Origin of the sequence: Chryseobacterium sp. AG363, from assembly GCF_003610675.1 — a bacterium.
GTDB classification, from domain to species: Bacteria; Bacteroidota; Bacteroidia; order Flavobacteriales; family Weeksellaceae; genus Chryseobacterium; species Chryseobacterium cucumeris.
Map to the genome: position 1 here is coordinate 1,788,569 of NZ_RAQF01000002.1, position 14,585 is coordinate 1,803,153.

At 35.6% G+C, this 14,585-nt stretch carries 13 protein-coding genes; 4 read left to right on the forward strand and 9 right to left on the reverse strand.

Features of this window, described 5'->3' with window-relative positions; genetic code table 11:
* Positions 1-735 precede the first annotated feature (735 nt).
* From DEU39_RS08155 to DEU39_RS08165, 3 genes are all read left to right on the forward strand, one after another.
* Positions 736-1,455 (forward strand): AAA family ATPase, encoded by a 720-nt coding sequence (locus tag DEU39_RS08155; RefSeq protein WP_120231575.1) that lies wholly within the window; start codon positions 736-738, stop codon positions 1,453-1,455.
* On the forward strand, positions 1,452-2,192 hold the full coding sequence (locus DEU39_RS08160; RefSeq protein WP_120231576.1) for a YggS family pyridoxal phosphate-dependent enzyme: 741 nt from the start codon (positions 1,452-1,454) through the stop codon (positions 2,190-2,192). The genes DEU39_RS08155 and DEU39_RS08160 overlap by 4 nt, the downstream gene beginning before the upstream one ends.
* Before the next feature lie 1,008 nt (positions 2,193-3,200).
* Positions 3,201-4,025 (forward strand): hypothetical protein, encoded by an 825-nt coding sequence (locus DEU39_RS08165; protein WP_120231577.1) that lies wholly within the window; start codon positions 3,201-3,203, stop codon positions 4,023-4,025.
* Between the two features lie 87 nt (positions 4,026-4,112).
* Here the strand turns inward: DEU39_RS08165 and gcvP are convergent, their stop codons facing one another.
* On the reverse strand, positions 4,113-6,971 hold the full coding sequence (gene gcvP / locus DEU39_RS08170; protein ID WP_120231578.1) for an aminomethyl-transferring glycine dehydrogenase: 2,859 nt from the start codon (positions 6,969-6,971) through the stop codon (positions 4,113-4,115).
* Between the two features lie 474 nt (positions 6,972-7,445).
* Between gcvP and DEU39_RS24330 the strand changes: the two genes are divergently transcribed.
* Positions 7,446-7,595 (forward strand): hypothetical protein, encoded by a 150-nt coding sequence (locus DEU39_RS24330; protein WP_164723264.1) that lies wholly within the window; start codon positions 7,446-7,448, stop codon positions 7,593-7,595.
* Between the two features lie 6 nt (positions 7,596-7,601).
* Here DEU39_RS24330 and DEU39_RS08175 read toward each other — a convergent pair whose 3' ends face one another.
* From DEU39_RS08175 to DEU39_RS08210, 8 genes are all read right to left on the reverse strand, one after another.
* Complete coding sequence (locus DEU39_RS08175) at positions 7,602-8,249, reverse strand: J domain-containing protein (protein WP_120231579.1); 648 nt, start codon at positions 8,247-8,249, stop codon at positions 7,602-7,604.
* Between the two features lie 390 nt (positions 8,250-8,639).
* A complete protein-coding gene (locus DEU39_RS08180) occupies positions 8,640-9,173 on the reverse strand; it encodes an alpha/beta hydrolase (RefSeq protein WP_183037394.1) in 534 nt (177 codons plus the stop codon).
* A gap of 255 nt (positions 9,174-9,428) precedes the next feature.
* The gene (locus tag DEU39_RS08185; RefSeq protein WP_062675259.1) at positions 9,429-9,686 is read right to left on the reverse strand and encodes a hypothetical protein; all 258 of its coding nucleotides are present in this window, start codon (positions 9,684-9,686) and stop codon (positions 9,429-9,431) included.
* A gap of 92 nt (positions 9,687-9,778) precedes the next feature.
* A complete protein-coding gene (locus tag DEU39_RS08190) occupies positions 9,779-10,111 on the reverse strand; it encodes a hypothetical protein (protein ID WP_047433535.1) in 333 nt (110 codons plus the stop codon).
* A gap of 11 nt (positions 10,112-10,122) precedes the next feature.
* On the reverse strand, positions 10,123-10,701 hold the full coding sequence (locus DEU39_RS08195; protein WP_034697053.1) for an RNA polymerase sigma factor: 579 nt from the start codon (positions 10,699-10,701) through the stop codon (positions 10,123-10,125).
* A gap of 665 nt (positions 10,702-11,366) precedes the next feature.
* Positions 11,367-13,370 carry an alpha/beta hydrolase family protein gene (locus DEU39_RS08200; RefSeq protein WP_120232223.1) on the reverse strand — a complete coding sequence of 668 codons (2,004 nt, stop codon included), beginning with the start codon at positions 13,368-13,370 and terminating at the stop codon, positions 11,367-11,369.
* Between the two features lie 172 nt (positions 13,371-13,542).
* Positions 13,543-14,001 (reverse strand): DoxX family protein, encoded by a 459-nt coding sequence (locus DEU39_RS08205; protein WP_120231581.1) that lies wholly within the window; start codon positions 13,999-14,001, stop codon positions 13,543-13,545.
* A gap of 94 nt (positions 14,002-14,095) precedes the next feature.
* On the reverse strand, positions 14,096-14,554 hold the full coding sequence (locus tag DEU39_RS08210; protein ID WP_062675261.1) for an SRPBCC family protein: 459 nt from the start codon (positions 14,552-14,554) through the stop codon (positions 14,096-14,098).
* Positions 14,555-14,585: the final 31 nt, after the last annotated feature.

Here is a 14,585-nt window from a genome sequence, read left to right on the forward strand (position 1 = left end):
ATATTATGCTACGCATTATTTATTATTTGTTTTATCAACTCCAATATAGAAGTCAACAAACGATTAACACATTCACATGATTTTACAGATAGAATAATAAAAGTATTAATAAATTTCAAATAATACATTAATTTATTGTAAACAAAAATTCACTAATACATGAACACAAAACCCCGTAATACACTGATAAACATCATAGTATTTTACTTTGGCACATGATTTGAAAGTAGTAATATTGCAATTGAAAGATTGATAAAAAAAAGTCAAATAATTAAAAATAATACAAAATGGTAACTTATATCGGTATCGTAACAGGTTTAGTAGTAATCACTTCATATTTTATGACAGTAAGAAGAGAAAGAAACTAATCTTAAAATAAAACAAGCCTATAGAATATCTATACTAATTATATTGTTTTATGTTTTTAGTCTGAGAGATCGGATTGCTCTTTTACCATCGGGTAAAAGGGCCCAAAAACATAAGCAGAAAGATCTTAGTTTCATAACAAATTTTAATATCCAATGAGAAAAGCCGGTCGCAAGTCCGGCTTTTCTTTTTTATATAGTCTTTTTCCCACAGATTTCACAGATTGTTTCTAATACCAAATACCAGCATCATTTATTATTTATTATTTATCATTCAGTATCCGGTGGACCAGGTGTTTATTATTTTTCAGGATTCTTTTTAACATTCAATAAAGCTTTATCTTTGTTTATTCAATAATCATTAATCATCATGAATCTGTACAACCTTATTATTCAAGATAAAGAACAGGTAAATCTTAACGAAGTATTTCTTAATGCCAACAACAGAGAACAGCTAGTACAGCTCATTAAAGAGCATAATTACGTTAAAGAGCTCCAGGAGTATGGCTTGCCGGTTAACCATAAGATTTTACTTGAAGGAAGTTCCGGATGTGGAAAAACAATGACGGCAAAAGCAATTGCTAATGCCCTTGGAAAAAATATTATTATTTTAAATCTTAGTAATATTGTTTCGTCTCGCATTGGAGAAACGTCACAGAATATTAAAATGATTTTTGATAAAGCCGCCAGAGAAAGATCGGTACTTTTTCTTGATGAACTGGATCAGATCGGGAAAGCAAGGGGCAGCGATGATAAAGATGTGGGCGAAATGAGAAGATTGGTTAATACTTTGATTCAGCTGATTGATTATTATCCTGAAAATGCGCTTTTAATCTGTGCCACCAATCATCCTGAGATTATTGACACCGCTCTTCTAAGACGTTTCCAGCTAAAAATTAATTATGAAATGCCTTCCGCAGAAATTCTGGATTCGTACTACAATCAATTATTAGCACAGTTTCCGGAAGACTTGAGAACGATTGAAAGAAAATACGCTATTTCTTTTGCTGAAGCTAAAGATTATGCTTTAACAGCCGTGAAAGCTGCTTTAATTAAAAAACTGGAAGCCAAAGAAACCATCTCATCATGAAAGAAGATATCTTCCACAATCTCGCTTTGATCAATGAAAGAATAAGAAAGTCTTGTGAGCAATCCGGAAGAAACAGTAATGAAGTCAGATTATTACTGGCTACGAAAACTGTTTCTGCAGACCGTATCAAAATTGCTTTGGAAAACGGACAGGAATTAATCGCAGAAAATAAGGTACAGGAATTGAAGGAGAAATATGAAAACCTGAAAGACATTCCCCATGAAAATCATTTTATCGGCCATCTTCAGACCAATAAAATCAAAGATATCCTGAAATACGATGTTACCTGCGTCCAGTCTCTGGATCGACTGGAACTTGCTGAAAAACTTCATCAAAGACTTTTGAGTGAAAAAAGAACGATGGATGTTTTAATTCAGGTGAACACATCCAATGAAGAAAGCAAATTTGGAGTTGATCCTGATCAGGCTATTGAACTTACCCGAAAGATTTCCAATTACTCTACTTTAAAGATAAAGGGATTGATGACCATCGGTCTGTTCAGTGCTGAGACCGATAAAGTAAGAGCATGCTTTAAAATCCTGAAAAATCTTCAGCAGGACATCATCACCGAAAATATCCCCAACGTAGAAATGAAGGAACTTTCTATGGGAATGAGCGGCGATCTGGAAACAGCCATTGAAGAAGGCGCCACCATTGTACGGGTGGGAACTGCCGTTTTTGGAGCGAGAATCTACCCGGACAGTTATTATTGGGATGAAGGAAAAACAAATAACTAAGCTTACAACTACATGTTCCCATTTACTTATACTTTTGAGAGAGAAATAAAAGATAGCAAAACGTTTAAAAATGTCACTGATGCAGTATGTCATTCAATCACAGAAAGGGGCTTAACTGATATTGTTCCTGCTTACGGCACCATCATAGGTGAAAACAAAATGTTAAACTTGATTTTGCCAACAAATCCCCATTAGTTTTCTCACCTGGCAAAGAATACTTCTACTACAACGAACATACAAGAATTCTTACCTACAAAACAAAAGCATTTTATTCTATAGTATTTTCCCTGATCTATTCCGCTGTACTTTTCCTGATCCTGCATTTTATCCTAAATCACCTGACTACTGAGATACTAATAGCTTCTCTTCTTTTCATTGCCGGTATCATTATACATTATTGTCATTATATTTTGGTAATAGATAACGTTTCCAAAATTTAACCGAAAATTAAGCAGTAAAAACCTATCTCTTTAGTAAAATACCGGCTTCGACAGGCTCAGTCTGACAACGCTTAAAAATTTCGGTAGGTATTCAGTTGTCCCCCTGAGCCTGTCGAAGGGCTAGTAATAAGAAAAACCTTTGTTACTCATTAATCCCAGGTATTAACTATAAGGACAAGTCAATAAACCCATTCCTTAGTCTACAAATTCGGTATACTTTTTGCTGTAAATATTTCGTAACCAAACAAATACATTTATGGATAAAAAATTACTATCGGTATGTCTGTTCATGACATTATTATTCTTTTTTTCATGTGAAAAAGAAAACACACAGATGAAAAGTGGAATTTCCATTGAAACCATTTCAATTATAACCTGCGTTACTATGGGCGTAGCTATTTTGCTTGCTTATAGCTTTAAAAGAAGATAACAAACCGGAATTTAAATACTAAGACACCTCTCGATTTTTGGGAGGTGATTTTGTTTTAAAAATTTTAATTAAATGATTGGCATTTCATTAAAATATAATAAATTTCAAAAAATTTCTCTTTCGTAACTAATAACCCTAATGAAAAGAACATTCCTATCAGCATTTTTACCTTTGCTCATTTTAAATTGTACTCACAAAAAAGAAAATGTTCAACAGACAGACAAAGAGAATCCCAACCTTACAATGTCTATCCCGCTTGAATATCTTGTGGATTATCCTTTAATTAAAGACTCTTCAAAATTTATCAAAAATCTTCAGCAAGCTTTTGATCTCCATGTTCATGAAAGTCCTGCTCAGAAAAAAGTTGAAAAGATAACGGTATTCAAAAAGGTGAAAATCAATGGTTCAGATCAGGAGTATTACTTTGTTGAATACGACTGGAAGACAGGACCAAATTCTGGATATCCCTGGAAAAATCAACTCTTATTGACACAAGAAGGGAAGCTTGTTAAAATTTTATCAGCAGAACGGTATGAATTTGTTTCTATTTTCCCAAAACAAAATCCATACTTACTGGCAACCTCGGTCACAGCACATGGAAACGGAGGTCATGAAATTTACAAAATAACAGCAGACTCTTTAGAAGATATCTATAGGGGTAACGTCAGAACATATGATGCTCATGAAGACAACAAAATTTATGAACCGTATGAGCTGCAATTAAAAATTAAAGACTACAATAATGACGGATTTAATGATATTGCTTTCACAGGAAAACTTGTATTGATCCAGAGGCGAACACCGGATGGATTCTGGTATGACAATCTAACAATAGATGGCAGAAAAATCAAATATTCTGTTGATAATCCTTACAAAAAAATTCCTATAGAATATATTTTTCTTTACGATCAAAAAACAGGACATTTTAAGCCAAAAGGAGATTATAGAGAAATAGAAAATTGAGACAGCTTCCCTACGCTCGCAATGACTATAAAAACAAAAATCCCTCTCATTACTGAAAGGGATTTTTTTATCGTTAAAAAACTGAGATTACATATAAGCTTCAATCGGCTCACAAGTACATACCAGGTTTCTGTCTCCGTATGCTTCGTCTACTCTTGATACAGAAGCGAAGAATTTGTGGTCTCTTACCCACTCTAACGGATAAGCTGCCTTTTCTCTGCTGTATGGTTTATCCCAAGAATCAGAGATTACCAGCTGTTCTGTATGAGGAGCATTTTTCAATACGTTGTTGGTAGCATCTGCTTCACCGTTTGCAATTTCATCGATTTCTTTTTTGATAGAGATCAACGCTTCTGCAAAACGATCAATTTCAGCCTTGCTTTCAGATTCTGTAGGCTCAATCATTAATGTACCTGCAACCGGGAAAGAAACGGTAGGAGCATGGAAACCATAATCCATTAATCTCTTCGCCACATCAGCTACTTCAATTCCTAAAGACTTGAACTGACGGAAGTCTACGATACATTCGTGAGCTACTCTTCCGTTTTCGTTGGAATATAAGATTGGGAAATGCTCTGCTAAAATTTCTTTCAGGTAGTTAGCATTCATGATGGCATGTCCTGTAGCCTTTTTAAGACCTTCTGTTCCTAACATCTTGATGTAAGCGTAAGAAATATTAAGGATTAATCCTGAACCGTAAGGTGCAGCAGAAATACCTTCAATAGCTTCTTTGGAACCGATTCTGATGTTCGCGTTAGAAGGAAGGAAAGGTACTAAGTGTTTAGCAACACAGATTGGACCTACTCCAGGACCTCCGCCTCCGTGAGGAATTGCGAAAGTTTTGTGAAGGTTAAGGTGGCAAACGTCTGCTCCGATGTTTCCAGGACTTGTAAATCCTACCTGAGCGTTCATGTTTGCACCATCCATATATACTTGTCCTCCGTGCTCGTGGATAAGGTTGGTAATTTCTTTAATGTTAGCATCAAAGAATCCGTACGTAGAAGGATAAGTGATCATTACAGCAGATAAATTCGCTGAATGAAGTTCTGTTTTAGCTTTAAGATCTTCGAAGTCGATTTCTCCGTTTTCAAGGTTTTTCACCACTACGATTTTCATTCCTGCCATTGCAGCAGAAGCCGGGTTGGTACCGTGCGCAGACTGAGGAATCAATACTACATTTCTGTGGTGGTCTCCTCTTGAAATATGGTATTCTCTGATCACCATTAATCCTGCGTATTCTCCTTGTGCTCCGGAGTTTGGCTGAAGTGAAGTTCCTGCAAAACCTGTAATTTCTGCTAAGTCTTTCTCCAGTTCACGGATCATTTCCTGATATCCTTCAGCCTGGTTTACAGGTACGAATGGGTGAATTGCGCCCCAGTTTTCCCATGAAAGTGGTAACATCTGAGTGGCTGCGTTTAGTTTCATGGTACAAGATCCTAAAGAAATCATTGAATGAGTCAATGATAAATCTTTTCTCTCAAGACGCTTGATGTAACGCATCAATTCTGTTTCCGTATGGTATTTGTTGAATACTGATTCTGTAAGAATTTCGTCTTTTCTTAAGTTTTCTTCCGGAATACTGTATCCTTCTTTGATTTCTAATTTGAAAGTCTGCTTGTCTTTGAACTGAGCGAAAGAAGCCATCAGATAGTTTAATTTCTCTAATGTTGTACTTTCGTTGATCGCAATGCTTACTACTCCTTCTGTGAAATAGTTTAAGTTTAATCTGTGATCAAGCATCAGTCTTACCAATCTTGCTTTCTCATCTTCAGCCATAGTGATTTTCACAGTATCGAATATTGGCTCTTCTACTACCTGATATCCTAATGCTTTAAGACCGTTTTTCAAAGCATTTGCTTTAAAGTGAATCTGATCAGCGATATAGTTTAATCCTTTTGGTCCGTGGTAAACAGCATACATACCGGCCATTACTGCTAAAAGAACCTGAGCTGTACAGATGTTTGAAGTAGCTTTCTCTCTTTTGATGTGCTGCTCTCTTGTCTGTAATGCCATTCTTAAAGCACGTCTTCCATACATATCCTGAGAAACCCCGATGATTCTTCCAGGAATATCTCTTTTATAATCTTCTCTACAAGCAAAGAAAGCTGCGTGAGGACCTCCGTATCCTAATGGAATACCGAATCTCTGCGTAGTTCCTACGGCACAGTCAGCACCCATTTCTGCAGGAGACTTTAGCTTAACCAAAGCCATCGGATCACAAGCAACCGCTACCTGAAGATCAAGTTTTTTATATTCTACAATATCTTCTGTATAGTCTAAAACGATTCCGTTTTTACCAGGATACTGTAATAAAATACCGTAATAAGAAGCATCCAACTGGTGAGTTTTATGATCTCCCACTACGATTTCGATTTCTAATCCTTCAGCTTTTGTTTTTAATACAGAAACTGTTTGAGGAAGCACAAGGTCAGAAATAAAGAACTTATTAGCTCCTGCTTTTTTCTGGTCTTTAGATCTGTTGTTGAAGAACATATGCATTGCTTCAGCAGCAGCAGTAGATTCATCCAACAAAGAGGCATTGGCTAATGCAAAACCAGTAAGATCACATACTACAGTCTGGAAATTAAGAAGAGCTTCAAGTCTTCCCTGTGCAATTTCAGCCTGGTATGGAGTATATGCCGTATACCAGCTAGGGTTTTCAAAAATATTTCTCTGGATTGCTGAAGGTAAAAGTGTATTGTGGTATCCAAATCCGATATAACTTGTATAATCAGTATTTTTAGATGCCAATTCCTTTGAGTGGTTCAACATTTCGTATTCAGAAAGTGGTTCCGAGATCTCAAGATCTTTCTCTAAACGGATAGAAGAAGGGATGGTCTGAGAAATTAACTCTTCAATACTAGAAACGCCAAGTTTTTCCAACATCGCCTGTTTATCGGCTTCATTAAGGGAAATGTGACGGCTCACAAACTGTTCTGTATTCATTTTTATTTATTAGATTTTGTTTGTAAAAAGATGGGTAAAATTACAATTTTTTGAATGATTTCACAAGAGTACCAAGGAGGTGATAATTCACACATCTATTTGTGATATTTCTCACAATTTACATTTCGTAAATTATGATAAGGTTGACATTAATTTTATCAACAATAACCATTATTCTATGCATAATACACAAGAAAAACCATCGATTTCTATATAATTAAGTTCTTTACGTAGTATTAAATTAGTGTATATAATCAATAAATCTCACTCATATTATTGAATCTATTAAACGATTTTTTTTAAAAATATAATGTATTCAACATCTATTTTTATACTTCTACTGAAAGTGTCTGTCATTCAAATTTAATTCTATTAAAACTCTTTTAAAGTAATTTTCCACTGCTATTCATCAGGTTGTAAGAATTTTATGAAATTTTATTAATTATATTTATTCTAAATTAATATATTTGCAGCATGAATATGATTGTCCCATTTAAAGTTCCGCCATTGGCACCTTACTCATTCAATAACGAAGAGATGTTCTGTGAAAAGAAATCATGCTGTAAAAAATTCAAGAAGGGAAAAAGATGTAAAAAATGCCCGGGAAGAAAGAAAATGGCATAAACGCAATTAGCTGAAGTTTTTTATCAGCATATAGATCGCAATTGCCAGAATAATAATTCCCCAGATCAGCATCATTATCTTAGGCTGACCCGACTTGTTTATTCTTGTTGCAGGCTGCGGCTTAAACATTTCTTCCACCGAACTTTTGAACTTTTCAGAATCGTTTTCAAAAACTTCTGTGATGGTAATTCCCTGAACAACCGTTTTGTGCAAAAGAGAATTCGTTGCATGAAGCAGAAGCTGGAATTTTCCGTCTTTAAATTCTGTGATCTTAAAGATCCTCTCTCCATACGGCTTTTCTAATCCGAAAGGCAAAACTTTCACCACATCGGCATTACTCGTCTGCCAGTTGATGATAATTTCCTCTCCTTTTTTCGCATGAATTTTATTCGCTGTAAAAGTTTTGATGGCTGGCGGAATATTATACCTGAAACTTCGCTGATGGTTTTCTAAATTCTGATCATAAGTACGTCTCAGCGCGCGATCACTTAAGGTTTCATAAGCCTCCTGAATCTCACGGAAACGGTCCGCAAAAAAGTCATCATTGGCATTTTTATCGGGATGATATTTTAAGGACAGTTTACGATAGGCTTTTTTGACGTCTTCTTCTGAAGCATCCTGTGATATACCGAGAAAATAGTAGTAATCTTTCATTGAGCAATACAAAAATAAGGATTTATTTTTCTTTGCGTTTGATGTTTATGGTAAAATTTTGTTGGAAGTATAGATCAAAAAGTCATTGTGGATTGAAGGTGAAGAAATCTCAATATCTCTCATAATTTATTGGTTGAAAAACGCAAGGACGCTAAGTTTTTTTTACAGATACCTTCATATTTTTAAGGCGCAAAGATTTTATCCCCGATAAAATTGTACTTCTCAACAAATAAATGAATTGAATGAGTTCAACAGCCCCTTTGTCATTCCGAGCAAAGCAAGGAATCTCAACTTTATATTAAAGGTATTTCCCACAGATGCCGCAAATTACCCAGATCATTTCGTAGTAACTTCAATCATAAGAACTGAACGGTAATAGACCGACCGTAATTACTTACGGGAAATCCAATCCTTAGTGGGAGCAATCCACTCATTGAGTGCTTTGAAAAGAAAGCCATGATTCAATCCCGTATTAAGCTCTATTTCTTTAAAATCTTTTAGGTGGGATCTGACGAACCGCTGTTCATACGACATCGGCACATGTCCGTCATCTGATTTCTCCGTAATGGAAAGAATCCTTCCATACAATCTGAAATTTTTATCTTTTTCCAGAGAATCATCTTTGAAACTAGCTCCGATGAAGACAAATTTCAATTGTGGATTCTTTTCATAATAAGAGACATATTGTGCAATATAACCTCCCTGAGAAGTTCCTACCACTGTTATTCTTCCGGCAGGAATTCCCTTTTTTATCAGGCTGTCAATCTGCTTTTTTACTTTTTCAGCATACGCTGACGGATCTGTGTCCGTTTTTCTTTTCTCAGAAATGATAATCGTATTTTTATCCTTTAGCTTATTGAGTATTGTCTCATATTCTGCAACACCATACTTCGCATGTTTTTCCTCAAAAGAATGATCTTCCAAAAATTTATTATGTAAAAAGAAAATATATTGTTTTTGTTGTGACTTTTGCCCAAACAATATGATCGAAAAAAATGAAAACACGATAATAAAAATATTTCTAAACCTCATCATAACCGGAAATAGCTTTTAATTAGAAAGAAACAAATATAGTATTAAAAAGCCTTTACCAGGACTATTTTATATAAAAATTCCGGCTCGGGAAGCTTCGCTTCCCGAGCCGGAATGTAACAATTTCAATTTAGTTTTTTACTTTTCTTATGCTTCACACATATTATCCTTTTTGCAGCATCTTGAATGAAATTCTTTTTTGAATTTCCCTTTCAGTTCCTGATAGTCTTCATCACTCATTTCCCTGATCTTATCTGCCAGTCCGAAAGGTGACTTTTCTTTGATTCCGTACTCATCAAAAATACCTTTGATAAATCTTTTTCTTTGTATTGCTTTTTTAGCGATTAAGGCTACACCTGCAACGGCTAATGCCCCAAGAGCCCCTTTTAATGCTGAATTTTTCATTTTTTCAAAATTTTAAATTTTACTACTTCTTGTTTTTTATAGAGACGAATGAATGCTGATTTTTACTTTACTACTTCTTTAAAAATTTCAGATTATTCGTTATTTCTGTTGAAGAATCCACCGGAGCATTTATTTCTCCAGACTTCTTTAAATTTCTCTCTTTCCTCCGGAGATAAACCTGCCATTTTTTCTCTCATCTTTCTTTCCTTGAAATCTCTCACCCCTTTACCAAAATGGAAACCTCCGAAAAGAATTTTGCTTAAGATCAGTATTCCCATGGCCTGCCAGAAAGTAATTGTTTTTGCTCCTAAAATCTCCGGAAGAAGGCAGTTCCAAAGCATCATGACAATCCATGTAACGGCAGCTAAAATTAATGGCGGGCACAGCAATAAAAAAATCCAACCCTTTTTGTGTTTATGATTCATAATTTCTTTTTCTAACTTTTTAAATCTTCGTATAATTTTCTCAATCTGTTTCTTAAATGCTTCACAGCATAGTTTTTTCTACTGATGATGGTTTTGATGTTTTCTCCCTGTTCATCGGCGATCTCCTGGAGGGTTTTGTCGTTCAGTTCATTTTCTACGTAGACCAGCCTTTGTTTTTCGGGAAGTTCATCAAGCGCTTCAAACAGTTTTTTCCAGATCTCATCCTGAAACATCTTCACTTCAGGACCGGCACTTTCATCCATCAAAAGGATATCCTTGATAGAAAAACTGCCATCTTCATCTTCATATACGAAATCTTCAAGATTTTCTGTTTTCTTTTTCCGGTAACGGTCTGTGATTTTATTTGCCGTCACCCTGTACAGCCAGCCCCCAACGTTTACGATCTCAGAGAGATTCGTAAGGCTACTGAACTGATACCACACTTCCTGCAGAATATCTTCCGCATCCTCCGTGTTTTTCACTTTCGGACGAATATAAGACATCAGCTTCCCTCCGTAGTTGGAAACGGTCTGTGAGATGATGCTTTCTTTCTCCTTCTGTGGCATTGTTATTTTTTCGACAACCTCCATACTGATATGACGGTTAGCCTTTTAGTTTTACTTTAATAAATTTAAAATATTTTTCTTACAATTCAATTTTTCTTTTATTCATCATGTTTTTATCTTCTCAATTATTCCCGGATTACTCATTACTTATGTTTAAGAAGCTTTTTCCCGCTTTCCGCTCATACTCCTCACGCCAGACCATCCCACACCCTACCCTACGACTCTCCCACTCGTGTTCCGGGGTAACCGCTGCTATCGGGGCTAAGGTGGTGACTGATAATTGATAATTGATGAATGATGAATGATAAAATTGTAAAATAATATTTTTGTTGGAAAACGCAAGGGCACAAAGTTTTTATCGTTATAATGTATAATTGTAAGGCGCAAGAAAATCAGAGATTTTCAGCAAGCGATCTGTCTTATTATTTTCTAATCATGGGACTTCTCAAATCTATTTAGTCAACATAATCAGCTAAAAAACTAAAATAGGCAGTCTTCAATTTTATCTGAGATAAAATCCTTGCGCCTTAAAAATATACAGATTGTTGTGAAAATTTTTAGCGTCTTTGCGTTTTCCAACTCTACTACTTCTAGTTTTAATAAGATTGCCTCGCTTTGCTCGCAATGACTTTATGGTAAAAAAAACGGAAGACCTGAGTCCTCCGTTCAAATGCTATTTAATTAATAGTTTACTTATTAAAATTTTCAGCAAAGAATCCCAACATCGATTTGTAAAGTTCAATTCTGTTCGGCTCTTTTCCAAATCCGTGTCCTTCATCGTATTTTACAAGATAAGGAACTTCAAATCCTTTGGCACGCATCGCTTTTACAATCTGATCAGATTCATTGATGTTTACCCTTGGGTCATTAGCTCCCTGTACTACAAATAATGGTTTCTTAATCTTATCAATCTGAAACACAGGAGATACCTCTTTAGCAATTTTAGCTTCCTCAGGATTATCAAGATCGTACCAGATCTGTTTTACCATTTCTTTGTAGGGTTTCCAGTATTCCGGGAAAGAATCAAAGAAAGTAAAGATATTGGATACACCTACATAATCCACTCCACAAGCATATAAATCCGGAGTTTTGATCAATCCCATCAATGTTGCATATCCACCGTGGCTTCCTCCGTAAATGGCAACTTTATCTTTATCTACCCATCCCTGTTCAATGGCGTATTTTACACCATCTTCCACATCATCCATTGCTTTTCTTCCGATCTGCTTATAACCCGCTTTCTGGAATGATTTTCCATATCCGCCGGAGATTCTGAAGTTAACCTGAAGGGTTGCATAACCTCTGCTGGCAAACAATTGTGTTTCCGGATTGAATCCCCAGCTGTCTCTGATTCCCTGAGGACCACCGTGAGGATTTACGATCAAAGGAACTTTTTTACCTTCCAATGCCGCTTTAGGTAGGGTAATATACCCATGGATTGTCAATCCGTCTCTGCTTTTAAATTCGATAGGTCTCATTTCAGCCATATCTTCTTCCTTCAGCTGCGGCATCAGGTTGTACAGAAGCTTGGTCTGCTTGGTTTTGGTATCGTATTCATAATAAGTTCCATACAGTTTATCACTTCCTACAACAACCAGAAGTTTATCATTATTATCATCAGAAGAAGCAATTCCAAATTCCTTGTCTCCAAACTGAGATTTTAATTTGTCATGTATTTCTTTATAAAATTTACTTACCGGAACTGTTTCTCCTTTTGTGCCTTCATAGCTGATATAGTCAAGTTCATAGTTTCTGTTTTTACCCGCCGTGCTTATTGAGCTTACATCATAGACAGGATTGGAATAAACCTCTTTAATCACTGTATTCTTCTTCAGATCATACAGTACAATTCTCGCTTTATCGCTATCCAGATTGGTTACTACATACGCTTCATCTTTATTTTTAGAATTTTCATTAAACTCTATAATACTGAAGGTATCAGACCAGTCTGCAGATTTGATCAGATTGAATTTTCCGGTCTGCAGATCTTTATAATAGGTTTTTGTGGTTAATCCGTTTTCAAGGACGCTATAACCTCTCAGATTTCCGTCTTTATCAAAAAGATAATCGTCGATAGGGCTGTTTACGTCTTTATTTTCATATAGCTGGGTCATTTCCCCGGTGACAAAATTGATTTTAAAAGGTTCAAAGATTTGTTTATTATTCTTATTCATCGTTACCACAACGAAATCAGTATCTTTTATAGGAATAATGGCCTGCACTTTTACTCCGTCAAATGGTGTTAAATCCTTTTGATTTCCTCCGTCTGTATCGGTAGCATACAGGTGGATATTTTCATTTCCACCTCTATCTTGTGTATAGAAAAGGCGTTTTTTGTTCAGCCAGCCATAGTTTCTTATCAGATCATCTTTTTCTACAATAGCTTTGGTAATTTTTCCTGTACTCAGGTCCTTTACATAGACATGATTTTTTTTCTCCTGATCTTTTTCTTTATAGGAAAGATATTTCCCGTCAGGAGAGATTTTAAATGCTGAAGCTTTAGGTCTTGCAAAATAGTCTTCGACTTTGTATTTAAAGTTTCCTTTGTCGTAAGAAATCAGTTTCTCAAGATTAGCCTTGGAAGATGGCAAAGTAGGATCTCCAGGCAGTTTGGCAGTAGAACTCTGTGCGTTGGTCATAATAGTGGATAGTACAATAAGGGCTGTACCGAAAATGTTGTGATTTAGGTTCATAACTTCTGTTTTAAAGGTTAAAGTTATAGAAAGCACTCATTTTTAAAACAATAGAAAACAAATGCATTTTATATAATAAGACACATTCGGTTACAAAATGTTACAATTTTATATCATTTAATTAAAAAAAATCTCAATTATATAAAAAAGACAGTCTGTAAAGACTGTCTTTTTAGTGTAAATAAATTCCGAAATACCAGGTCCATACGATCAGAATAATCTGCATGGGAATCCTTTGCGTGTAAAGGTATTTCATTCCCGGACCGGTGTAATCGGCTTTAAAAATATTAATCTTATTCCTGGAAGAATTGATATTGGCTATAAAAACCAGTACATAAAAAATGATCAGTAAAATTGCTGTCATCTCACGAATTGACGGGATCATCAATCCAATTCCTGCTGCAATTTCCAGAACTCCCGTAAAATATACCCAAAACATTCGGGCAGGAATAAAATCAGGAATCATCATCGCCATTCCCTTTTGAAATTTAAAATGAGAGAAACCTGTAAATAGGATAAAAACAGCCATTCCCAGGTTTCCTGAAAATATAAAATCCGGCTTCCCCTGAAACAAAAAAGTCCCCAGCAAAGCCAGAATAAAAGTTGCGAAAAGTATTACGAGTAATTTCATTTATAGGTGGTAGATATTAGGTGGCAGGTAGCAGATATTAGTATTCAGGGTAAGAAACCAACTCTAAACCTTAAACATTAAACATTGGATTTCATCAAACTGAACCAAGGCTCACTCCTTCCGCAAGACTTTTCACAACCATTAATCCTTTTGTAAAGCCTGTATTCATATGATCCTGCCATTGTTTTTCTACCTGAACTTCGGCATGAAGTTTTGTTTTTCCTCCAAAGTCTATCAAAAAGTATTTCTCAAAACTTCCGTTCCATTCCATGACTTCTTTACTCTGGGTGTCTTCATTTCCCTCTTTATCCACCATTCCCAGATGTTTGAATACAATTTGGTTAGGTTCATCCATGCTGTCTATGGTTGAAACCATTCCTTCTCCCTGTGCATTCAGGAAATAAGTTTTCCCACCTACCTTCCAGTCGGATTTCATAACAGATCCTGCACCGAAATACTTAGTCCATTCACTATATGTTTCAGGACTCCAGAGGATGTCCCACACTTTCTGAAGGGGAGCATCAATTACTGTTTCGTATGATAAGGTTTCCATTTGTTTCATTTTTTTTAATCGGTCACTACGA

What these genes read in the sequence shown, in the direction of transcription:
- DEU39_RS08155 (WP_120231575.1), top strand. Translation starts at nt 736, where the DNA reads ATGAATCTGTACAACCTTATTATTCAAGATAAAGAACAGGTAAATCTT.
- DEU39_RS08160 (WP_120231576.1), top strand. Translation starts at nt 1,452, where the DNA reads ATGAAAGAAGATATCTTCCACAATCTCGCTTTGATCAATGAAAGAATA.
- DEU39_RS08165 (WP_120231577.1), top strand. Translation starts at nt 3,201, where the DNA reads ATGAAAAGAACATTCCTATCAGCATTTTTACCTTTGCTCATTTTAAAT.
- gcvP (WP_120231578.1), bottom strand. Translation starts at nt 6,971, where the DNA reads ATGAATACAGAACAGTTTGTGAGCCGTCACATTTCCCTTAATGAAGCC.
- DEU39_RS24330 (WP_164723264.1), top strand. Translation starts at nt 7,446, where the DNA reads ATGAATATGATTGTCCCATTTAAAGTTCCGCCATTGGCACCTTACTCA.
- DEU39_RS08175 (WP_120231579.1), bottom strand. Translation starts at nt 8,249, where the DNA reads ATGAAAGATTACTACTATTTTCTCGGTATATCACAGGATGCTTCAGAA.
- DEU39_RS08185 (WP_062675259.1), bottom strand. Translation starts at nt 9,686, where the DNA reads ATGAAAAATTCAGCATTAAAAGGGGCTCTTGGGGCATTAGCCGTTGCA.
- DEU39_RS08190 (WP_047433535.1), bottom strand. Translation starts at nt 10,111, where the DNA reads ATGAATCATAAACACAAAAAGGGTTGGATTTTTTTATTGCTGTGCCCG.
- DEU39_RS08195 (WP_034697053.1), bottom strand. Translation starts at nt 10,701, where the DNA reads ATGGAGGTTGTCGAAAAAATAACAATGCCACAGAAGGAGAAAGAAAGC.
- DEU39_RS08200 (WP_120232223.1), bottom strand. Translation starts at nt 13,370, where the DNA reads ATGAACCTAAATCACAACATTTTCGGTACAGCCCTTATTGTACTATCC.
- DEU39_RS08205 (WP_120231581.1), bottom strand. Translation starts at nt 14,001, where the DNA reads ATGAAATTACTCGTAATACTTTTCGCAACTTTTATTCTGGCTTTGCTG.
- DEU39_RS08210 (WP_062675261.1), bottom strand. Translation starts at nt 14,554, where the DNA reads ATGGAAACCTTATCATACGAAACAGTAATTGATGCTCCCCTTCAGAAA.